The 22428-nt window shown below is 54.7% G+C and carries 20 protein-coding genes; 8 read left to right on the forward strand and 12 right to left on the reverse strand.

All coding sequences use genetic code 11. The features are described 5' to 3' along the window. Window positions 1-14 precede the first annotated feature (14 nt). The 5 genes from ruvA to K0H63_RS10320 form a co-directional block, all read right to left on the reverse strand. On the reverse strand, window positions 15-632 hold the full coding sequence (ruvA, locus tag K0H63_RS10300) for a Holliday junction branch migration protein RuvA (protein WP_011759953.1): 618 nt from the start codon (window positions 630-632) through the stop codon (window positions 15-17). Next, window positions 629-1150: a crossover junction endodeoxyribonuclease RuvC gene (gene ruvC / locus K0H63_RS10305; RefSeq protein WP_220064600.1), complete on the reverse strand. Its 522-nt coding sequence runs from the start codon at window positions 1148-1150 to the stop codon at window positions 629-631. Before ruvC ends, ruvA begins: the two co-directional genes overlap by 4 nt. A 3-nt stretch (window positions 1151-1153) precedes the next feature. Continuing rightward, entirely contained in the window at window positions 1154-1900 is a 747-nt protein-coding gene (locus tag K0H63_RS10310) for a YebC/PmpR family DNA-binding transcriptional regulator (RefSeq protein ID WP_220064601.1), read from the reverse strand. Between the two features lie 123 nt (window positions 1901-2023). Then, window positions 2024-3799, reverse strand: coding sequence for an aspartate--tRNA ligase (gene aspS, locus K0H63_RS10315; protein WP_220064602.1), 1776 nt, complete (start codon window positions 3797-3799; stop codon window positions 2024-2026). A 190-nt stretch (window positions 3800-3989) separates the two neighbouring features. Next, the gene (locus tag K0H63_RS10320) at window positions 3990-6788 is read right to left on the reverse strand and encodes a transporter substrate-binding domain-containing protein (RefSeq protein ID WP_220064603.1); all 2799 of its coding nucleotides are present in this window, start codon (window positions 6786-6788) and stop codon (window positions 3990-3992) included. 149 nt (window positions 6789-6937) lie between these two features. Here K0H63_RS10320 and cmoA point away from each other — a divergent pair, with 149 nt between their 5' ends. The 8 genes from cmoA (at window position 6938) to K0H63_RS10360 (ending at window position 15896) form a co-directional block, all read left to right on the forward strand. Beyond that, window positions 6938-7669, forward strand: a complete 732-nt coding sequence (cmoA, locus tag K0H63_RS10325; RefSeq protein ID WP_220064604.1) for a carboxy-S-adenosyl-L-methionine synthase CmoA — start codon at window positions 6938-6940, stop codon at window positions 7667-7669. Next, window positions 7666-8658: a tRNA 5-methoxyuridine(34)/uridine 5-oxyacetic acid(34) synthase CmoB gene (cmoB, locus tag K0H63_RS10330; RefSeq protein ID WP_220064605.1), complete on the forward strand. Its 993-nt coding sequence runs from the start codon at window positions 7666-7668 to the stop codon at window positions 8656-8658. Before cmoA ends, cmoB begins: the two co-directional genes overlap by 4 nt. A gap of 34 nt (window positions 8659-8692) precedes the next feature. Beyond that, on the forward strand, window positions 8693-9412 hold the full coding sequence (locus tag K0H63_RS10335; RefSeq protein WP_220064606.1) for an ATP-dependent zinc protease family protein: 720 nt from the start codon (window positions 8693-8695) through the stop codon (window positions 9410-9412). Window positions 9413-9438: 26 nt separating this feature from the next. Beyond that, on the forward strand, window positions 9439-10941 hold the full coding sequence (locus K0H63_RS10340; protein ID WP_220064607.1) for a UUP1 family membrane protein: 1503 nt from the start codon (window positions 9439-9441) through the stop codon (window positions 10939-10941). A 1-nt stretch (window position 10942) separates the two neighbouring features. Further along, a complete protein-coding gene (locus tag K0H63_RS10345; protein ID WP_220064608.1) occupies window positions 10943-11899 on the forward strand; it encodes an alpha-L-glutamate ligase-like protein in 957 nt (318 codons plus the stop codon). Continuing rightward, a complete protein-coding gene (locus K0H63_RS10350; protein ID WP_220064609.1) occupies window positions 11862-13526 on the forward strand; it encodes a gluzincin family metallopeptidase in 1665 nt (554 codons plus the stop codon). Before K0H63_RS10345 ends, K0H63_RS10350 begins: the two co-directional genes overlap by 38 nt. After that, window positions 13513-14658, forward strand: a complete 1146-nt coding sequence (locus K0H63_RS10355; RefSeq protein ID WP_220064610.1) for a DUF3541 domain-containing protein — start codon at window positions 13513-13515, stop codon at window positions 14656-14658. Before K0H63_RS10350 ends, K0H63_RS10355 begins: the two co-directional genes overlap by 14 nt. A gap of 332 nt (window positions 14659-14990) precedes the next feature. After that, window positions 14991-15896, forward strand: a complete 906-nt coding sequence (locus tag K0H63_RS10360; RefSeq protein WP_220064611.1) for a LysR family transcriptional regulator — start codon at window positions 14991-14993, stop codon at window positions 15894-15896. On the opposite strand, the gene K0H63_RS10365 is transcribed toward K0H63_RS10360, so the two are convergent. The 7 genes from K0H63_RS10365 to thiE form a co-directional block, all read right to left on the reverse strand. Further along, a complete protein-coding gene (locus K0H63_RS10365) occupies window positions 15879-17597 on the reverse strand; it encodes a putative metalloprotease CJM1_0395 family protein (RefSeq protein WP_258405565.1) in 1719 nt (572 codons plus the stop codon). The genes K0H63_RS10360 and K0H63_RS10365 overlap by 18 nt on opposite strands. A 6-nt stretch (window positions 17598-17603) precedes the next feature. Continuing rightward, window positions 17604-17855: a chemotaxis protein gene (locus K0H63_RS10370; RefSeq protein WP_220064613.1), complete on the reverse strand. Its 252-nt coding sequence runs from the start codon at window positions 17853-17855 to the stop codon at window positions 17604-17606. Between the two features lie 114 nt (window positions 17856-17969). Beyond that, window positions 17970-19085: a 2-iminoacetate synthase ThiH gene (gene thiH / locus K0H63_RS10375; RefSeq protein WP_220064614.1), complete on the reverse strand. Its 1116-nt coding sequence runs from the start codon at window positions 19083-19085 to the stop codon at window positions 17970-17972. Continuing rightward, window positions 19082-19897 (reverse strand): thiazole synthase, encoded by an 816-nt coding sequence (locus K0H63_RS10380; protein ID WP_220064615.1) that lies wholly within the window; start codon window positions 19895-19897, stop codon window positions 19082-19084. Before K0H63_RS10380 ends, thiH begins: the two co-directional genes overlap by 4 nt. A 1-nt stretch (window position 19898) precedes the next feature. Then, window positions 19899-20102 carry a sulfur carrier protein ThiS gene (gene thiS, locus K0H63_RS10385; RefSeq protein WP_220064616.1) on the reverse strand — a complete coding sequence of 68 codons (204 nt, stop codon included), beginning with the start codon at window positions 20100-20102 and terminating at the stop codon, window positions 19899-19901. After that, on the reverse strand, window positions 20096-20848 hold the full coding sequence (locus K0H63_RS10390; RefSeq protein ID WP_220064617.1) for a HesA/MoeB/ThiF family protein: 753 nt from the start codon (window positions 20846-20848) through the stop codon (window positions 20096-20098). The genes thiS and K0H63_RS10390 overlap by 7 nt, the downstream gene beginning before the upstream one ends. Next, a complete protein-coding gene (gene thiE / locus K0H63_RS10395; protein WP_220064618.1) occupies window positions 20838-22424 on the reverse strand; it encodes a thiamine phosphate synthase in 1587 nt (528 codons plus the stop codon). Before thiE ends, K0H63_RS10390 begins: the two co-directional genes overlap by 11 nt. Between the last annotated feature and the right edge of the window lie 4 nt (window positions 22425-22428).

The following is a 22428-nucleotide window of genomic DNA, read 5'->3' on the forward strand; positions in this document are numbered from 1 at the left end:
ATTCCCCTTTCACCTTAGAGCATGGACTTGAGTGCAGCCTTGATAAGCTGCTCGGGATCCATGCCCTCCTGGAAGGCACTGGATACGGCCTTGCTGGCCTGCTGCGGTTTGTAACCCAGTGACAAGAGTGCGGCTATGGCATCTTCTTCCACCGTAGCGGCCACTGGCGCCGGGGTGAAGTTGCTCTTGAGCACAAACTCGCGCTCGGCGCCCATGGAGGCCTCCATCAGGCTCTTGAGTTTGTCGCGCATCTCAACCAGCAGACGCTCGGCGGTCTTTTTACCCACACCGGGCAACTTGATCAGGGTCGCGATATCGTCACGCTCCAGGCAGCCGATGAATTCCTTGGCGGTCATGCCCGACAAAATGGTGAGCGCAAGCTTGGGGCCAACACCATTGGCCTTGATCAGCAAACGAAACAGTGAGCGCTCTTCCTTATGGATAAAACCATACAGCAGCTGGGCATCTTCGCGGACCACAAAGTGGGTATAAACAATGACCTCGGCGCCAGGCAGTGGCAGCTCGTAAAAGGAGGTCAGCGGCATTTGCAGCTCATAGCCAACACCGCCCACATCTATCAATACCTCTGGGGCGTGTTTCTCAACCAAAATGCCCTTTAAACGACCTATCATCTGTATCTTCCGTATGTTCTGACACTGGCGCGCCCACCGAGGGCCACCAGACTTTGATGGGTGTGATAATGACACATGGCAACCGCCAGTGCATCTGCGGCGTCTGCCTGGGGCGCAGCGGGGAGTTTCAGCATCTGCTGCACCATGTGCTGCACCTGGGCCTTTTGCGCCCGGCCTGTGCCCACGACGGCATTTTTAATCTGGGTGGCGCTGTATTCGGCCACCGGCAAGCCTGCAACAGTAGCCGCCACAATGGCGGCGCCCCTCGCCTGGCCGAGCTTCAATGCCGAATCGGCATTTTTGGCCATAAAGACCCGCTCGATGGCGAATTGGCTTGGCTGGTACTGGCGGATTATTTCCTGCAGACCATCGAAAATCTGTTTAAGCCTGTCAGGCAGTTCATCCGATGAGGTGCGAATGCAGCCGCTGCCAAGGTAGCGCTGATGCCGTCCCTGACACTGGATAATGCCATAACCTGTGATGCGGGAACCCGGGTCGACCCCTAAAATAATGGCCATGGATTATTCCAGCGTCTCCATCACCTCATCGGGGATGTCGGCGTTATGGTAAACCTCCTGCACATCATCATGATCTTCAAGCTGGTCGATAAGCCGCAGGAATTTGGGAGCGGTGTCGCCATCAAGCAGCGCCCGGGTGGATGGCACCATGGTCACTTCGGCGTTCACCGAGGTAAAACCCGCGCCATCAAGGGCGTCTTTCACGGCGCCAAAGTCCTCAGGCGTGGTGTACACATCGGCACTGCCATCATCGTTGATGACCACATCGTCGGCGCCGCCCTCAAGGGCAGCTTCCATAATGGCATCTTCATCTGTGCCGGGCTCGAAACTTATCACCCCGCGCTTGGTAAAGAGATAGGCCACCGAGCCATCGGTACCCAGGTTGCCACCGGACTTATTGAAGGCATTGCGCACCCCGGTCACCGCACGGTTGCGGTTATCCGTCATGCACTCGACCATCACAGCAGTGCCGCCGGGGCCGTAGCCTTCGTAGATAAGGGTTTCCAGATTGTCGCCATCGAGCTCACCCGAGCCACGTTTGACTGCGCGCTCCACAGTGTCTCGGGTCATATTGGCAGACAGGGCTTTATCGATGGCGGCACGCAGACGGGGGTTGGCATCGGCATCTGAACCACCCTCACGGGCGGAGACAACCAGCTCGCGAATGAGTTTGGTAAAGAGTTTGCCGCGCTTGGCATCCTGGGCGGCTTTACGGTGTCGGATGTTGGCCCACTTGCTGTGACCTGCCATAGAAATCTCCTTGAAATGCGGATAGATGACCACTGTCCAGACTAACGAAAAACAGCGCCTGGGGAAAATGCAGTGGCCGTAAAAACAGACCGAGGCATGCGCCCCGGTTTGTTTGTGACTCTATCAGTCTTGTTTCGGCTCTTTCGGCAGAACCGCAATGCCCAGTTCCACCAGTTGGTCGGGGTTGGCATGTCCCGGCGCGTTGGTGAGCGGACAGGCCGCCGTGGTGGTCTTGGGGAAGGCCATCACGTCACGGATGGAGCTGGCGCCGGTCATCAGCATCACCAGACGGTCAAGACCAAAGGCCAGACCCGCATGTGGTGGCGTACCGAAACGCAGTGCGTCCAGCAGGAAGCCGAATTTCTCTTTGGCTTCTTCGTCTTCGATGCCAAGGATGCGGAACACGGTAGACTGCATGTCGCCATTGTGGATACGCACAGAGCCGCCGCCCAGTTCAACGCCGTTAAGTACCATGTCGTAGGCATCGGACACGGCCTTGCCAGGGTTGGCTTCAAGCTCGGCTGCGGTTACACCCCGTGGTGCAGTGAATGGGTGATGAACCGCGTAGAAACGGCCATCGGCCTTCTCGAACATCGGGAAGTCAACCACCCACAGTGGGCGCCATTCGCCCTGGAGCAGTTTGAAGTCTTCACCGGCTTTCAGACGCAGGGCGCCCATGGACTCAGCAACCACGTTGGCCTTGTCGGCACCGAAGAAGATGATATCGCCATCACCGGCGCCGGTACGGGCAATGATTTCCTTGATGATGTCTTCATTCAGGAACTTGGCCACAGGTGACTGAATGCCTTCAAGGCCCGCCGCCAGGTTGTTGACCTTCATCCAGGCCAGACCGCGGGCACCGTAGATACCCACAAACTTGGTGTAGTCGTCGATTTGCTTGCGTGACAGCTCGGCGCCGCCGGGAATACGCAGCGCAGCAACGCGGCCTTCTTCGTCGTTGGCTGGGCCGGAGAATACGGCAAACTCAACGGCTTTAAGCAGATCGGCTACATCAACCAGTTCCAGCGGGTTACGCAGATCCGGCTTGTCGGAGCCAAAGCGGCGCATGGCTTCATCCCAGGTCATTTTCGGGAATTCGCCCAGATCCACGTTCATCAGCTCGAGGAACAGGTTACGGATCATACGCTCGGTAGTTTCCATCACCTGATCAGAGCTCATGAACGAGGTTTCGATATCGATTTGAGTGAATTCAGGCTGACGGTCGGCGCGCAGGTCTTCGTCGCGGAAACACTTCACGATTTGATAGTAACGATCGAAACCTGACATCATCAGTAGCTGTTTGAACAGCTGTGGCGACTGTGGCAGCGCGAAGAACTGACCCTTATAGGTACGGCTTGGTACCAGATAGTCGCGGGCACCTTCCGGGGTGGCCTTGGTCAGGATGGGAGTTTCGATATCGAGGAAGCCGTTGCCATCCATAAAGCGACGCACAAAGCTGGTCACCTTGGCGCGGAAAATCAGACGCTGGGCCATCTCGGGACGGCGCAGATCCAGATAGCGGTACTTGAGACGGGCTTCTTCGCTGTTGTTCTGGTGGTTATCCAGGCTCAGTGGCAGTGGGTCGGCGGCGTTGATGATGGTGAGCGCCTTGCCCAGCACCTCAATTTCACCGGTTTTCATCTGGCTGTTCACCTGGCTGTCAGGACGTGGGCGTACTACACCTTTAACCTGAACACAGAACTCCGCACGCAGGCTGCTGGCTACGTCAAACACGTCTGGCAGATCGGGGTCGTAAACCACCTGAACCAAACCTTCGCGGTCGCGAAGATCCAAAAAGATCACACCCCCCAAGTCGCGGCTGCGGTTTACCCAGCCAACGAGGGTGACTTCTTGTCCGACGTGAGACTTATTAACGTCTCCACAATAATGACTGCGCATTGAGAGTTATCCTTTTTCCTGCACCGGTGCGGCGGAAATCTGATTGAAAATTGTGACTGGGCATTATAGAGAAAGAATGCCCTGAGCCAAAGCACTTCACTTTTGGTCGGTGAAGTATCCAGCAAGTTTTTGCCATTGACCAGAGGCCCAGGCCAGCAAAATGCGACGAGTGCGCAAAAAAAAGACACTCTCAGGCACTGCGATAACCATTACCTCCCGCCTGTTTGGCGAAATACATCATTTTATCGGCTTTTTGCATCAGGCCTATGGGGTTGTCGCTGTCGGACGGGAAAATGGCAATACCGATACTGGCCGACAGCTTGAGGGTCTTTTTGCCGATATTCAATGGCTCGCCAATGCGGGCAATCAGGGTTTCAGCCACCTGACAGACACTGTCGAGATCGTGAATTTTGTTGAGCATCACCACAAACTCATCGCCGCCAAACCGTGCCACTGTGTCGGACTTTCTGACAGCTTCGTCCAGCAAGTTAGCCACCTTAACCAGCACCGCATCCCCTGTGACATGCCCCTCGGTATCATTGATTTCTTTAAAGCCATCGAGATCCACAAACAGCAGCGCAAATTTACTCTGCTCACGGCAATGGAACAAGGTTGCCTGTTTAAGGCGGTCGTCCAGCAGCATACGGTTTGGCAAGCCGGTTAGCGGGTCGTGGCTCGCCAGATGGGCAATACGGGACTCGGCCTCTTTTCTGGCCTGGATTTCGCTTTTAAGGCGCCGATTAATCACAGTAATCACCAGCACCAGCAGGGTCAGCAGTGCCAAGGCAACCGCCACGCCCTTCATATAGCGCTGATAACGGACCAGGCCGGTATCGAGCTTAATGTCCATCCAGCGACTGTAGATTTCCTGCACCCTGGCCTTATCCAGTTTGGCAATGACCCGATTGATAAAAGGCAGAAGTTCCGTGTGTTTCGCTGACACCGCGATGTGGCTTTTCTGATCCGCAAAATCTGCCAGCAGCGACATTTTCAGTTGCTGATACTGACCTGCGCCCAATTGGCTTGCGACTGTCACTACCTTTTCAAGGAACACATCGGCCTTACCGGATGCAACCGTTTGCAGCCCCGATTGACTGTCGGGCACCAATACCAACTTGATGCCGGGGTATTCAGCCATCAAACGGCTGATAATCTGATATCCCTCTACTACCGCCAAACGTTGACCTTCCAGCTGTTCAAGGTTGAATACGGTGACGCTTTCCAGAGGGCTCACCAGTGCCCAGGCCGAGGGCCAGTAAGGGTCTGAATATCCCAGTTGCCCTTCCCGCTCGGCGGTTTTTGCCACGCTGCCCGCGATATCTATGTTGCCTTTCGCAAGGGCGCTTATCAGATCGCTCCATTCCTTGAATGGCACGGGTTGGATTTCGATGCCGAGCATGGTTTCTATCATCTGGGCAATGTCGGAGTTAACACCGGCAAAGTTACCCTGCTCATCGACAAACTCCATCGGCCCCCAGTTTTCAAGAAACCCCATCCGCAGGGTACCAAGCCCATCCAGATAACGCCGTTGATTGTCTGTTAGCTCTAAATGTTCCTTGTCTTTCAAAAACACATGATCGCGGCTGTTGAGCATCCATTTTTGTTCGATGTCTGCCAGCTCTTTCCAATCAATCATGTTAAATCCCGACGCAATTCGATTTGCCAGCCCCTGATCTCCCTGACGGATCAGTGCATAGATTTCGGTATCAAACTCAAGGGAAGGCACCTGATGGAATTCAGACCAGCTGCGATTGAGCAACAAGTAATGTTGGGTCCAGGCGGCGGCCGCCACAAACCCGACAATATCCCCCTGATGCACAGCGGCGAGCATTTCGTCCATGCCCTGATAGAAACGGATTTGGGTGTCGGGTAAGGCGGCCTTAAGCTCTGCCACATAAGGCGCTGTTGGAAATACACCCAGACGTTTGCCCTTTAGGGCGTCCAGCTCATGACTTTGATCGCCATACAAAAACAACCGACTCTTGATAGTGTACATATGCCAGGCGCGGTAGAGCCCGGTATTCATATCCTCACTTTCCGGATAGCCAATATGCACATCGGCGCGCCCCGAACGTACGTCCTCAAGACTGCCGTTCATATCGCCGGGGATAAAGTTAATGGGGATGCCGGTTTTTTCTGACCACAGCCGCCAGATATCAACGTAAAGCCCGTGGGGCTGACCATCGCCACCCAGGTCGACAAAGGGCTCAACCCCCAGTTGCATGGCGATAGCAAGACCACTTTGCTGACGCTGATACCCCAGCCAGCGACGCTCGAGCTTGCGAACAAAATCGTCGGCAACATTGGCAAAGCCTTCGTTTATCTCCCGGATAAGCGCATTGTTGCCCTGCCTGACCGCAGGATGAAGTTTGGTCTCGCGCACCAATACCCGGGTATTAATGGGAAACTCAGCCGCGAGTTTCTGCTGCAACGCCTGATCGCGCATATACCCTTCCATCCCGGCAAACGCGACAAGCTCTCCCCGGTATGCGGCTTCAAGCAGGGTATCGCGGGTAGGGAAATAGCGAAACACCAGACCTGGCTGGCGGCGGCTGAGCTCCTGCTCAAAGGTGGAGCCCTGCACTATGCCTATTTGGAAGGGTTGAAGTTCTTCAAGTTTTGTACGCCCCTGCAATTGTTTATGCAGGTAGACGTAGGTGTTGACATCCGAAATGGCGTTTGCAAAAGCAAACTTGGCTTCGCGCTCAGGATTGATCGCCATCCCCAAATGAACATCGGCGCGCCCTTCTTCCAACTGCGCAACCGAATCGCGCCACACCCTGCCGACAAATACCACCGGGCGACGATTAACCCTCGACCACTCTTTCCACAACTCCACCAATAATCCCTGTGGTTCGCCATCATCATCGAGGAACTGAAATGGATAGCTGTCTTCTCCCATCACCAGCACCAAAGGCTTTTCACTGGCATGGAGCACGGAAGGTATCAGGAGGCTGAGGAAAAAAAACAGTCGCAGAATAAGCTTCAAAGGGCACACCCAAAAGGTCAAAAAGGCGTAAAGGGAATGTTACTTAACGATATATTAGACATAAATTTCCACGAAATAGCCAGTGCGCCCTTGCTGGTCAGAAAAGCGTTTCGTTAAAATACAAGGCTATATTGTGAGATAAGAATCCCATGACCAATCAACAGGACACACTGTTCGCCGAGCCAGGCGAGCACCAGGGTAACTTCCAGTTTGACAGTCGCGTTGCCGGAGTATTTGGCGACATGATCCGCCGCTCAGTGCCCGGTTACACGCAAATCATTAACACAATTGGTGAAATTGCTGACCGCTGCGTCACGCCAGGCTCCAATGTTTATGATCTGGGCTGTTCTCTGGGAGCGGCGACCCTTGCCATCCGCCGCAAAATCGAAGGTCGCAACGCCCACATTTTTGCCATCGATAACAGCGAACCTATGTTGATGCGGGCTGAAGAAAACCTCTCCGCTTACGTGAGTGACACCAAAGTCTTCTTTCAGCTGGCAGATATCCGCAATCAAACATTTGAAAACGCCTCTCTGGTGGTGCTTAACTTTACCCTGCAGTTTTTGCCGCCAAACGACAGAGACACTCTGCTGGCACGCATCTATCAGGGATTGAACCCCGGCGGTATCCTGGTGCTGTCTGAAAAGCTCAAATTTGAAGGCGGCGATATCCAGGCATTACTGGACTCGCTGCACCTCGATTTCAAACGGGCAAATGGTTACAGCGAGTTGGAAATCAGTCAAAAACGCAGCGCCATTGAGAATGTGCTTATCCCCGACACACTGGAACAGCACAAAACCCGACTGAACCAAGCCGGTTTCACCCAGGCGGACCTTTGGTTCCAATGTTTTAATTTTGCCTCTATGGTGGCTATCAAGTGATCAGTTTCTCAAGTTTTTATCGCCAAATCGCCGATACTCAATTGCAACACTGGCTCGAGTCTTTGCCCGCTATTCTGGGTGAGTGGCAACGCCAGCATAAACACGGCAACCTGCCCAAATGGGAAAAGGTGCTGGCAAAGCTGCACTATCCGGCCCCTGAATTCCTTGATTTGAAAGACAGCGTGACTATTGGCGACGGGCAGCAACTCGACAGCGGCCAAACCGAGAAACTGGAAAACCTGCTCAGGATTCTACAGCCCTGGCGCAAGGGCCCCTTCCATGTGCATGGCATTCACATCGATACCGAGTGGCGCAGCGACTGGAAATGGGACAGGGTTGCTCCCCATATCAGCCCTCTGACCAATCGCACTGTACTGGACGTGGGTTGTGGCAGTGGCTATCACATGTGGCGCATGCTGGGGGCCGGAGCCAAACGGGTGGTAGGCATAGACCCATCGGCACTGTTTCTGTGCCAATTTGAAGCCATTAAGCGCCTGATAGATACCGAGCTGCCAGTACACCTCTTGCCTCTGGGCATAGAGGAGCTGCCGCCACTGGATGCCTTCGATACTGTGTTCTCCATGGGCGTGCTCTATCACCGACGTTCCCCCATCGATCACTTGTTACAACTTAGGGATCAATTGCGAATGGGTGGTGAACTTGTGTTGGAAACCTTGGTGGTAGATGGCGATAAAGACACGGTTCTGGTGCCGCAAGATAGATATGGCAAGATGAATAATGTATGGTTTTTACCATCAATTGATGCACTTAAGCTGTGGCTTGAGAAATGTGATTTTACCGATGTGCGCTGTGTGAATGTGGATGTGACCTCCCTTGCGGAGCAGCGCAGTACCCCATGGATGCAAAACAAATCGCTTGTGGATTATCTGGATCCCAAGGACATCAACCTCACAGTAGAAGGTTATCCGGCACCCAAACGGGCTACCTTCATCGCGGTAAAGAACCGCAGTCCACAGGATGCAGACTGAGACAAGAACCGCTAACGAAAGGGAAGCAAAGACTATGTTCAAACATACCCTGGCCGTCGCCATTATCGCCCTATGTGCAGGTTGCAGCACTACCTCCAAACCCGAAGTTGCAGGTCCTGCCCCGGTGAATGCCGACGAGCTGAAAGTCAGCCTCGACAACAGTGAAGCGCGTATGATGGCCGTTATCGATAAGGGAAATTTGGATACCCAAGCCCAACTTTCTGAACTGAACAGCGCCATCGCCGCCCTGGATAAAAATCTTGCTTCACTGAAGAAAGCCAGCCCAATGGCACCCACCACTGCCGTGCCGCTGGAGTGTCCACCCAGTGCCATTGGCGATAAGTTCATGCTGGGTGAAGTGGAAAAAGTCTTTATCGACGAACTTAAAGCCAGCTTTCATACCCGCATAGACACAGGCGCTGAAAGCTCATCACTGGATGCCCGCAACATCCTCCTGTTTGAGCGAGATGGCGAACAGTGGGTGCGCTTCGATGTGATGGTACAGGGCGAATCCAAACCTGCATCTACCTTCGAGTCAAAAGTAGTGCGTTTTGTGCGCATTAAACAGGAAGGCGATGCCGACGATCGCCGCCCCGTAATTCACGCCCACCTTAAAATCGGCAAATACAGCGCCGAAACTGATCTGAACCTCACCGACCGCAGCCATTTGGATTATCCCTTGCTGCTCGGCCGTAAATTTATCAAAGACATCGCTGTTGTGGATGTCAGCCAGCAGTTCATTCACGGAAAGTAACAGATCTCAAGAGCAAAGGAGCGCAGATGCACTCACGTAAGCCATTTTATATTTTCGTTTTTTTATTGGTTGTCCTTGGGATCTCCAGCAGTATTTATCGCGGTGTGGAGCACAGGGTACCCTTCTTGCCGGGTGAGCAGGTCAACACCTGGGCGATAGATGCAAAGGTCAGCTTTATCGGCCAGGGCGGCGAGAGTGAAGTATCCCTCGCCTTACCTCAGGACCCCGCCTTTGAAGTGCTGATTGAGCACACAACGTCGGCTGGTTTTGGCCTGTCCATCATGGACGATGCCGATGGCCGCCGCGCCCTTTGGAGCAAGCGTGCAGTACTTGGGCAACAGGACCTCTACTATAAGGTCACCTTGGTTCCCACCGGCATCTCTCGGTTGGCAGAGAATACTGAACCAACCGCGCCCGAAGCGCCTGTCTGGGCCGCCACAGAGCAGACTGCCGCTCAGGAAGTCATCGATGCGGCATGGGAGCGCAGTGGCTCCAACCTCTCCTACGCCCGCCAACTGGTGACCCTCGTGGGGACAGAAAAGAGCCAGAATCTCGCGCTTCTGCTGACAGCCCAAACCCCAAGCCGCCTCTTTATCAACTTGCTGGCTGCCAAGGGCGTTCCCGCCCGCGAAGTCTCAGCCCTGTTTCTGGAAGATCAGCGCCGCCGCCAGCAACTGGTCCCCTTTGTGGAAGTGTACGACCAGGGTGAGTGGTACCTCTTTGATGCCACCACAGGCAAAGAAGGTCGCCCCGACAATTTGCTGCTGTGGGAACGTCAGGGCAAGTCGGTACTGGATGTGATTGGCGGCAGCAATTCACAGGTAAGCTTTTCCATGCTGATGGAAACCCGCCCCGCCCTTGCCACTTCTATCGACATGATGGAAACCACTCAGGGACTGGACTTTTCACTCTACCAATTACCGCTGGAAGAGCAGAGCCTGTTCAAAGGGATTTTGCTTATCCCCATCGGCGTGCTGATGGTCGTGTTTTTGCGGGTGATAATCGGCATTAAAACCTCTGGCACCTTTATGCCGGTGTTAATTGCACTGGCTTTTATTCAAACCACCCTGCTCACCGGCCTGGTTGGATTCCTGCTGATTGTGGCCTGTGGACTGATGATCCGCTCTTATCTGTCGCACCTTAACCTGCTGCTGATTTCACGAATATCGGCGGTCATCATAGTGGTGATTGGCATCATAGGTATCTTTACCCTGCTGTCCTACAAGTTTGGCCTCAGCGAGGGCCTGACCATTACCTTCTTCCCGATGATCATCCTCGCCTGGACCATTGAGCGTATGTCTATCCTGTGGGAAGAAGAAGGCGCCAAAGAAGTCGTGCTTCAGGGCGGCGGCAGCCTTTTGGTCGCGACCCTGGCCTACCTCGCGATGAGCGCCAGCTGGGTGCAGCACTGGGTGTTCAACTTCCTCGGGATCCACCTGGTGATCCTGGCGCTGGTGATGCTGATGGGCCAATACACAGGCTATCGCCTGCTCGAACTCAAGCGCTTCAAACCCCTGGCGGGAGAATAAAATGAAATTTGCCTGGCCTTGGGAGTTGCGCCGCGCCGGCGTGCTCAACATGAATAAGCGCAACATCGACTTTATTGGTCGCTATAACCCGCGAAAGTACTACCAGCGGGTGGACGACAAGCTCACCACTAAGCAGCTTGCCCTGGCCAACGATATTGCCGTACCCGACTTGATTGGTGTGGTGCAGGAGCAGCACGAAATCGCCGATATCCCGGAAATGGTACAGGGACGCAGCGGCTTTGTGATTAAACCCGCCAAAGGTTCCGGTGGCAAAGGAATTTTGGTAATCACCAAGGTTGAAAACGGTCGCTACTATAAACCCAGTGGCAATGAGATCACCCCCAGCGAAATCGACCGCCATGTATCCAATATCTTGAGTGGCCTCTTCTCCCTTGGTGGCAAACCCGATGTCGCCATTGTAGAGGGGCTTATCCAGTTTGACCCTGTGTTCGATGGCTACAGCTATGAAGGGGTACCGGATATCCGGTTGATTGTGTTCAAGGGGTACCCCGTGATGGGCATGCTGCGCCTGTCCACTGCCGCATCGGATGGCAAGGCCAATCTGCACCAGGGCGCCGTGGGTGTCGGAATCGATATTGCGACAGGTAAAGGCCTCAGAGCGGTACAGTTTAATGAGCCCATCGAGTTTCACCCTGACACCGGCAAGCGCCTGATGGACATTCAGGTGCCCAACTGGGATACCTTGCTCACCACGGCCTCCAGCGCCTATGAAATGTGTGAACTTGGTTATCTTGGTACCGACATGGTGCTGGACAGCGAAAAAGGCCCACTGCTGCTGGAGCTCAACGCCCGCCCCGGCCTTGCCATTCAAATCGCCAACGGTAAGGGATTGCTGCCACGACTGAAGCACGTGGAATCGCTCGGCAACAAGTTTATGGAAGTGAATGACAGGGTGGCCTATGCCAAAGTGCATTTCGGCGCTCACGCTGACTGCTAGTCTCTGGTGCAGTGCGGCGATTGCCAATCCTGTGATGCTACTGGCAGATCAATGCCAGCAGCTCACCCTGGCAAGTGACTTCGAAGCGACCTTCAATCCAGCCGAGCTGAGCGGCATTCATAACCCGCAAGCTGCCGCCATTCAAGCCACGCAATTTGAAAGGCTCAGCCTGGGCTTTAACAATATATCGTCCCAGGTCAGCCTATACCTCAATGAGCCCCTTTCGAAAGATGGCCGCGATCTCCTGATTAACTGCCAAATCCGACTTGCCGATGAAATCAGCCAAATCACCCAGATGGCGGCGTTCAGTCAGCTCAGCCACAGGCTGCAAATCCATGGCGAAGGCGACGCAGCCGCACTGGGGCAGGCAATGCAGCGGCTGATACGTCAGCGATTGTCGGCCACCGACAAAGCCAGATTGCACACCGCTGAGGCCAGTTTTATGACTGGTCACAAGCAGGGAGAATTCAGCTTAGAGCCCAATAACAGCTGCAGAATCGATGATGAAAATAAATCATCAGAAAAACAGATAAGTCAAAAGATAGCGGTTTACCTTAGCGCGCAAATCAATGAGGAATGCCGTGAGAGTGCCTGGAAAGCCTATCAAGTTAGGGCGCAAGAGTTGAGCTTAGGTGCCATGAATGTTATTCATGATATAAGACACGCTCAGGCCGTTCAGCAAGGCTATACAGACTACCTGAGCCTTGCACTCAAAGACACCTTCTTCGCCACACCGGAAACGGCGCTCGCCTTCTTGCAGGCCACACGCCCCGATAAGACACTGGCTCCATGGAACATTGGCCGGGCACTGAAGCAGGCCGACGGCAAGCGCACTCCCATTGACAGCCATTGGCTGTTAAACACACTGCTGGATGAGTCGCAAAGGTTCGGCATTCGATTCGACTGGCTCAGCAACAATCACCTCAGGCTCTGGCTTGATGACCGACTCCTTGGTGAGCTTGTCATTGCCACGGGCAAAACCCCGGACTTTCAGCTCACCCGCCCCGGTGTATTTACCCGTCAATTCAGTCAGGGACGGTTAATCCGACCCGATGTCCTGAAGGGCCGCAGTGCCGCTGAAGATTTTATCCATGCTTTTGCCAGTGCCCTTGCCAACATGAGTCAGGTAGAGCGCCACTATTTGCTGGCGCGGCAGAGTGAATATGATGACAGCCGCGCGCTCGCGGCCAACTGGCTCACAATAAAACTGGCGAGTAAACTTGATAGCCGACTGCCCGCGGCTACACCAAGGGAAGCGATAGTCGACGCCCATCGCCTGGCCCAAAACTACTATCGCTCAGTGCTGGCACTGGATTTCTATCGAAATAAGCCCGCCGGAATAGACAGATTTGCAGAACATTTTGAGGGGCAATGGCCGAATGTAGACGCTCAGTACCAAAGCACCATATCGCTCGTGCAACAAGGCCCCCTGCTTTACCGCGAGTTGTGGCAACAAAGACTCTCCCGCTTTATCACCGACCACCAGCAAATGACCGATGAACAGGCCTTTGAACTGCTGCTGGTCAATCCAACCCGCCAATCTTTGTCGCAACAACTCACCTCCCTCCTCGGCCACAGTTACACCGCCGATGAACTGATAAGGAGTATTGCCGATGACCTTCGCTAACAAATCCTGTGCCTTGCTGCTCTGTGCCTGCCTTTTACCCGCAGCCAACGCCGCCAACAGCAAGGCCGCAGATACCGAACACAGCAGCCACAAAGCTCTTGAGCCCATGGGTACGACAGCGGTATATGAGGCTATCAAACAGCAATTGGAAGCCAATCTGTTTGAGTTGCCGCCGCGGGTGCAGGGCCATTACGGCATACGCATGTATCGCATGACAGGTGATGACAAATATGCCAATGCAGCCCTGGTCGATTTGTTCGCCGTGACCGAGTCTCAGGCGTTTTATGCCTGTAACCTGGATAAGCCCGGCTTTATTACTTCCGCAGCCGAAGAGGCCATTGAGGCGCTTGGTCGAGGCCCACGGGCAAGTGCGCGCAAAAAGGCCCTCGAAGACTTTCCTGAGTTTTTGTTTTACACCGATGTACTGCTCAGGTTTGCCAGCCGTATCGATGAATTTGGCCTCGAAGGCCCATGTCACGACAGGATGATCGCTGCATTAAAGGCGACAGATCTTAAGCGTGGATTGACCTCACCTGAAATGATTAAGTCCTGGGCTGCGCAACTTGCCAACTATGTTTACTGGGCGAAACAGCTGGGGGTTGGCGACTACCTTAAAGACTATCGGGAAGCCTTTAATAAGGTGTACCCCGCCGCACGCGACCAACGCCTGGATAAAGCGCAATTTCGTAACAAACTCTACGGCATGACCCACTTTGTGTTTGCAGCCAGTGGTTATTATCAGACGCCCGTAGATGCCAGCGAGTTTGCCTGGGTGTTGGATTATTTCGAGGCCAATATTGACCGGATCCTGAAAGATGCCACCGACGACATCATCGCCGAAGTCGGTGTCAGCTTTTTACTGGCAGGCAAAGGCGACAGTGAAGCCGTTACCAAGACGCGCCGCCATATCGTTAAAGCCTTCGACGAAGAACACGACATCATACCTTCGCCAAGGGGCAATCCCGACCTGGCACTGGGAGAGCATAGAAACATGCTGGCCATGATGCTGTTGCAATGGCCAGATACTTTAAGCCCGGGACCCTATCTGGCAGAGCTCAAAGCAACCAAAAAGTATCTGCCGAAAATGGTTGCTCCCAAAGCGTCGTCCAGCCCCAAGTCAAAAAAACAATAAAAGACGCAAAAAAAGGAAAAGCCACCAAAGCAAGAAAAGCCAAACCAATAGAATCACTCGCAACGCATCGCTGATGATGTAAACAACGACACAGCAAGGTACGACAAAGACCCTATCTGTCAGTCTCGTCAGGTAACATCACGCAGCCAGTCCAAAGATCGCAAAGCCGGTCTTTGGACCCTCCAATGATTAATCGTCAAGGCACCATTCAAATTAAGCGAATGAGGACTGCCCTCCCAAGCGATTTTCTGTTCAGGCTTGACGGATATTTTTATTGCAAAAAATCGAATTGAAAGTGCAGTATTAAGCAAACTCCTTTCGATGTAGCAGCAATGTTCAGAGCAAAATCCACCCTCGAGCAATGGCGTATTCTGCAAGCTGTCGTAGACCATGGCGGCTATGCACAGGCCGCCACAGCGCTAAACAAGAGCCAATCCTCCCTTAACCATGCCGTTGCCAAGCTACAGCATCAGCTGGGGGTAGAGCTTCTGGAAGTTAGGGGACGCAAAGCCTACCTGACGCCCCGTGGTGAAGTGCTGCTCAGGCGCAGCCGCTACATCACCCAGTCAGTCATGGAGCTCGAGCAACTTGCTGGCAACCTTGAACGTGGCTGGGAACCCAGTCTGACCATAGCGCGGGAAATTGTTTATCCCATGGATAAGCTCATCACAGCCATCAATGCTTTTTTACCCAATGGCAGAGGTACCCGGGTCTCTGTGATAGATTCGGTGCTTAATGGCACCCATGAGCTGGTGGAAGAAAACAAGGTCGATATTGCGCTGTGCGGCGGTAATCCCCCCAAGGGACATTTGGCACAGCCGCTGTGCGTCGTCGAATTGATTTTAGTGTGTCACCCTTCCAACCCACTTGCCGCCGAGCCCAAGATCCAGGACGACAAGTTTCTCGCCCAACACCTGCAAATCGTTATTCGTGACACCGCCGCCAAAACCAACAAAGACATTGGCTGGCTTAAAGCAGAGCAGCGCTGGACAGTGAGTAATTTCCACGAAGCGAAAGCCATTCTGTGTTCGGGCAGTGGATTTTGCTGGCTACCAAAAGAGTTGGTAGAAAAAGAATTGGTGTCTGGTGAGTTGGTAAGACTGTATCTGACCGGAAGCGAAAGCCGCAAGATCCCCATAAATCTGGTTGTCCCCAACAGAGACGATCAGGGACCTGCGGGTGAGGCGTTGGAGCTGCTTATTCTTGCCCAGCACGGTATCTCATGCCAGCGCCAGTAACGATGATGTCTTCTCCCTGCGTTGAGACTTATCGTTTTCGGTCTGCGTCTTCTCGTTTGTATCAAGATACGCCAGAATCGCTCTCGGTGGCCCAAGCTTACTGATATCTGTGGTACGTGAATTATCCTGTGCCTGTCCATAGCTATCAGAGCCCGTGCCAGAGCCATCCAACCCGGTATCGGCGGCAATTAGGTCACCTTCAGTGGCTATGTCATCATTAATCTGGTTCTCTGCTGAAGCTCCCTCGCTACCCCTTTCAAAGGTTTGCGCCAAAGCGGCGGTAATACGTGCCGACAATGCATCAACAAAGCCACTGTCACCCTGCTCTTTGCTTAAAGCACCAGATTTATCCAGGTTGGTGCCCAAAGAAGGGGTAACCGGCTCGAACACCGGTACTTCATCAATGGCGTTTTGAGCATCCAATAACGGGGAAAGTTCGTCCTGAGTAGGCATTGCCGCCAACCGCTCTGAAGCCAGCTCGTCCTTGGCCAGTTCAATCTTCCTGAGCGCTTCAGCCGCCACGCTAAGGTCCGCTTGCGACGGATTTACCGGCGCCATGGCAGCGGCATATACCTGCTGCATCTTATTGATGGTCGCCTGAGGATTGCCATGGACGCTGGCAATATCAATCGACACCTCTCCCCCTGTGGCGTATCTCTTACCATCGGGGCCGAGTTCGTATTCAAAATTGGGCGCGCGGGCAAACTGTCCACCAACGGCAGCATGGGCTCTCTCGTGTGCCAGTACTTCTGCTTGTCTGGCTTCAAGCTGACGCACCTCCATTTCCTGCTGACGTACTTTTACCTGCTCACGTCGCTCCATGGCGCTTTTGCGGGCCATTGCCTGAGCATTGCTGTCTTGTTCCGCTTGCTGCTCGGCTGCCCTTAGTGCAGATGTAGAACCGCTCTCCCCACCCAGCGCCTCAGCAAGCTGTTGCTGCCTTGCTTCCTTGGCAGCCTCCTGAGATTCCTGGTCAGAGACAGCTGAACCTGACGCATCTTCTCGTCCGAGTTGAGCACCCAGAGGGGAGACTGCATCAAAAACTGCGTTCGAACCGGCTCCCCCGCCATCCTGACTGACAGCGCGGCCCGTCACAGCCCCACTCATTGCCACACCATTATCGGCAGCCTGATTTTGAGAAATGAAGATATCTGCAACCGAGTACTCGCCAGCGCCTGTAAAACCAGTGCCCTGAGCCGGGCTTAACCGAACATCATAACCTTGATTGGCAGAAGAATAGCCTTGAGCAGAAATGGCTGAAGCAAAGGACGGTCTACCCGGCAAAGCATTAATACTCTGTGCGCCGGTGATCAGATTAAAACCGGGATTAGCCGACGCAGTCGGTGCTGAGCCACCTTGCCGTGCCCCTGACGCAGCGGGTCTGACTAGTCCCGTTGTTCGCCCGGACTCTACCGGTGCTGATGGCAAAATCGCTGAAGACGGTGATGATTTTAATACCTGATTATTGCCCACCGAACTGGATGCAGCGCCAACAGAGGTCGCAGTCGGTGTGATGCCGGATGCAGCCGCTCCGTGGAAAGAAGCATTATTTGACGGGGATTTTAACGAGACTTCGGATACAACAGACGCCGACGAGAATGAATTTCTCGCAGCTTCAGCGGTATCAGGATGCCCGGCGAAGGATGGCCGGGCAACGCCGTTTGACGCCGCATGATTGACAGACAGCGCCGGGGAGGACATGGCAACTTACACTTTAATGTCTATGATGGTGCCAATTGTCTCGTCGGCCGTTTCAATCACTTCGGCCGAAGCCTCAGCCTGATTAACCGACTGGGTCGCCCTGACCAGGGCGTCGGTTTTATCCGGTGCTTCTGACTTGAGCTCGGCACTTTGCTGGGCAGGCTCGCTGCGCGCCACATCAATGGTTGCCTGAGTCAATCCACTTTGAGCGCTGTTAAAGCCACTGATACCCGATACGGACGCAGGTGGGATTTGCATGGCTTCCTCCAGAATAAATTTCACAAATGGCTTTTGATGATCGGGTCAATTATTGGCCAAAATAGCCGCAAACGCCAGCAAAAATGCACCGCAGAGCGGCGAATGACGGCTCATTTACCACTGGGATTCCCAATCTTTCCACACAGGGTTCAGCCCCCTCGATTTCAGCACGGCCGCGATTTGGGCTGAGCTTCTGTCATCACTGATTTCAAACTGATCCAAATGGGTATCCGGCTCGGAATAGCCCCCCGGCGATGTAGCACTGCCTGCGCTGGTTTGGGTTATTCCAAGGGCAAACAGATTGTCACGAAATTCAGGCCGCTCGCGGGTGGAAAGACTGATATCCAGCGCTTCATTAAACAGCCTGAATGCGCAGATAAGCTGCACCAAACCTTTATCGCTTATCTCGGTTTTGGGCGCCACACCGCCGGTGCAGGGCCTGAGCCTCGGCAGTGAAATACTGTAGCGGGTACGCCAGTATTTTCGCTCAAGATAATCAAGATGATAACCCATCAAAAGCGCATCCAGACGCCAGTCATCGAGCCCCAGCAGCACCCCAAGGCCAATCTTGTCGACCCCGGCCAGCGCCAGTCTGTCGGGCGTATCCAGGCGCCAGATAAAATCCATTTTTTTGCCGCGGGTGTGATGCTCAGCGTAGGTCGCGCGCTGATAGGTTTCCTGATAAATCATCACCGCATCAAGCCCGAGAGTTACCAGCTCGCGGTATTCAGGTTCACTGAGCGGCTGAATCTCCATCGCCACGTAGGAAAATGCGCGCTTTACCTCGGGCAACACCTTGCGGAAATAGCCCATACCAACCTTGGTTTCATGCTCGCCGGAGACCAGCAGCACAGAGTCATAGCCCATGGCCTTGATGGCGGCCATTTCGCGGGTAAGTTCGGTTTCATCAAGGGTCTTGCGCTTAATGCGGTTACTCATTGAAAAGCCGCAGTAATCACACTCGTTTGCACACAGGTTGGATAAGTACAGCGGCAGGTACATACCCACACTGGCACCAAAGCGCTTACGGGTGAGCTGCATGCTTTTTTGTGCCATCTGCTCAAGATAAGGCTCGGCGGCAGGCGACAAGAGTGCCAGCAGCGCATTCAGATTACCCGCCGGTGCCCGCAGCGCCGCCTCCACATCCAGCTCTGTGGCCGAGTAGAGCTTAAGCCGCAAACTGTCGGGGTTCAGGCGCGCAAATGCCTCAGAGAAATAGCCCTGGCTCATGACAGCTTTTCCGCCATGCCTGAATTTACCAAACCCGTGGCGGATGAGTCTGTGTTCAAAAAGCCGGTCAGTGGGCTGGTTTCGTGGGCATGCAGACTTTTACTGCCAAGCCCGGCCAAATAGGCTTCTCGGCCAATTTGCACTGCCAGCGCAAAGGCTCTGGCCATACGCACAGGGTCGGCACTCGAGGCAATGGCGGTATTAACCAGCACTGCATCGGCGCCAAGCTCCATCGCCTCACAGGCGTGGGAAGGCGCGCCAATGCCCGCATCCACCACAACAGGAATGCTCGCCTGCTCAATGATAATTTTCAAAAACTCCCGGCTGACCAACCCCTGATTGGAGCCAATGGGGCTGCCAAGGGGCATGACCGCCGCGCAGCCAATCTCTTCCAGGCGTCGGCACAGCACAGGGTCGGCATGCACGTAAGGCAGCACCTTAAAGCCCTGGCTTACCAATTCTTTAGCGGCAGCAAAGGTTTCCATGGGATCTGGCATCAGATACTTGGGATCCGGGTGGATCTCAAGCTTCAGCCACTCGGTGCCCAGCATTTCACGGGCAAGCTTAGCGGCGAATATCGCTTCTTTGGCGTTACGGGCACCGGAGGTATTGGGCAGCAGCCGCACGCCGCGCTCCAACAGCGGCGCCAGGATATCATCGCTGCCGGCTTTAAAATCCACCCGCTTCATGGCGAGGGTAACCAGCTCACTGCCGCTGGCAGCAATGGCTTCCTGCATCAGCTTACCCGAAGCAAACTTGCCTGTGCCGGTAAACAGCCTGGAGCCAAATTCCGTTTCTGCAATTTTCAGCATTTCAGCCTCCTGCCACTGCTGCAAAAAGTTCAACTGCATCATTGTGTTTAAGATGAATATGTTCCCAGCGATGCCGCGGTACCACTTCACCGTTGAGCACCAGCGCGATATGGCTATCGCGCTGGCAGTGATGTTTAACCAAACTGGCCAGATCCTGGCCGTCGTATATGGGATGGGATTGTCCGTTAACACTGATACTCAGCATGCCTTGCGCTCCTTGTCCTTTCCGCAAACCGGGCAAAGGGGATCGGCAGGCACCCTGGCTTCATGCCAGCGAAAATGCCTGAAATCGAAACGTTGCAGGCGTCCAGCCTCGCAGGGAAATTGAAGCAGTTCATTCAAGCAAAGTTGTGCCTGCATCGAGGCGACAATGGCCACAGCGGGCCCCATTACCCCGACAGAGGCGCAGTTTTGCGCCGAAGTGGTGCCTGGCGGGAACAGACACTGATAGCAGCCGCCTTCACCGGGCCGCTGCACAAACAACAGCCCGTCAAAACCGGCAATGGCGCCACTGATAAGCGTTTTGCCTTGTTTAGCGCAGTACGCGGAAATCAGATGTCGCGCCGCAAAGTTATCGGTGCAATCAAGCACCAGCCCTGCGTTATCGAGCTGAGTTAACGTCTCACTGTTAAACTCGCCGCACACAGATACCTTTAAGCCTGGTTCTCGAGTCTGTAAGCGAGCGGCCGCGACCCCGGCCTTGGCTTTGTCCAAATCAGCGTCGCAAAACAGCAGCTGGCGTGGCAGGTTTGAAAGCTCCACACTATCGGCATCGAACAGTGACAAATGCCCCACTCCTGACGCGGCCAGCAGCATGGCCGCCTGACAGCCAAGGCCACCCACACCCACTATGGCCACATGGGAGCTCCTTAATCTGAGCTGCCCGGCTTCGCCGCATTCCGGTAACAGAATTTGCCGCGAGTAGCGGATAAAGTCTTTATCAGCGAGCATTTCGCTTCTCCCAGGCATCAGCGAGTGCGCGAAAGGCCGCCGCCGCTTCGCTTGCTTCGGTCACAGCACGCACCACGGCAATGCTGTCCACGCCAGTAGCAGCGACCTTGGGTAAATTACCCGCCTCTATGCCACCAATCGCCACGGTTGGCACAGCTGTGCTGACAATCTTCGCGAGCAGTGCCAGCGTATCCAGCCCCTGTGGTTTGGAAGGCATTTCCTTGGTGGTAGTGGGAAAAATATGCCCGAGGGCGAGGTAGCTCGGGTTAAGCTCAAGTGCCAGCAAGGCCTCAAACAGCCCGTGACTCGACAGCCCAAGGGCCATGCCAGCTTCAGCGATGGCATCCAGCGGCACTGTCTCTATATCTTCCTGCCCAAGATGCACCCCAAAAGCGCCATGGCTGATGGCAAGGCGCCAATGGTCGTTGATAAAGACGCGCGCCTTATGCTGCCTGCCAAGGGCAATGGCGCGGATGATGTCCGCTTCAGCCGCGCTGCCCGGGCTAATTTCGCCCTTGATGCGCAGCTGAATGGTGTTGGCACCCGCTTCAAGCAATCCTTCAAGCATGTCGATATCGGCCACCACAGGATAAACGCCCACATCACGCCCAAGGCGCGTAAACCCCTTGGTTGGCACCCTGTGACTGCGGCTCTCATGCAAGCGATGAATCGATGCCATAGCGGTAAGGGACCCAGGCATGCCGGTTCGGGCCAGTGGTCCGGGGCCTGCACCTACAGCGCTTGCCTGCCTGAGCCCCTCAAATACATAGGCTTTGGCCAGCAGCACCGCATCGGGCAGCACCAACCCCTTGGCGACAAAGGCGGCAATGGCACTTGAAAGCGTGCAGCCGCTGCCGTGATTGTGCACAGTCGCGACCCGCTCACCGCTGAGCCAAAATCCCTGACGCCTGTGCAGCGGAGAAATGGTAGCGATATCCCCCAGCAGCAACAGATCCCTGGCCTTCGACTGCTGCCAGGGACAATCTCCACCTTTGGCAAGCACGCTGCCGCCAAAGCGGCGCCACAGTATGTCGGCGGCAATCGCCAGGGCATCATCATCCGCCAGCAACTTGCCGGTCAGGTGCGACAGCTCCGCCTTGTTGGGGGTGATAAGGCTGATTTTTCCGCCAAAGGGACTGAAATCGAGCCCGCTGGCAGACGCCGCGCCTTGATCGCTCGATGCCGCCTGCTGCAACTCGTCACCGCATGAGGCCACCATCACGGGGTCAAGAATAACCGGCACGCCAGGCAGATTATCGCCAAGCCAGTGCGCGAGAAACTCAAGCTGCGCCTGATTGGCGATAAGGCCGATTTTCACCGCTGCCGGGTACAAATCTGCCTTCAATGCCTCAAGCTGAGCCGCAAGCATGGCCGGGCTGACCGGCTCGACCGCCGTGACCGCCACCGAGTTTTGTGCAGTGATGGCGGTTATCACGCTGCAGCCATGGCAGCCAAGGTCATGCAGCGTCAGCAAGTCGGCCTGAATACCGGCGCCGCCGCCACTGTCGGAGCCGGCGATGGTCCAGACCACTGGCCTTGCCGCCAGTTCGCTTTCATTCAAGGGATTTGCAGCCATAGCC

The sequence above is a fragment of the Shewanella zhangzhouensis genome, from assembly GCF_019457615.1.
Classification (GTDB): Bacteria; Pseudomonadota; Gammaproteobacteria; order Enterobacterales; family Shewanellaceae; genus Shewanella; species Shewanella zhangzhouensis.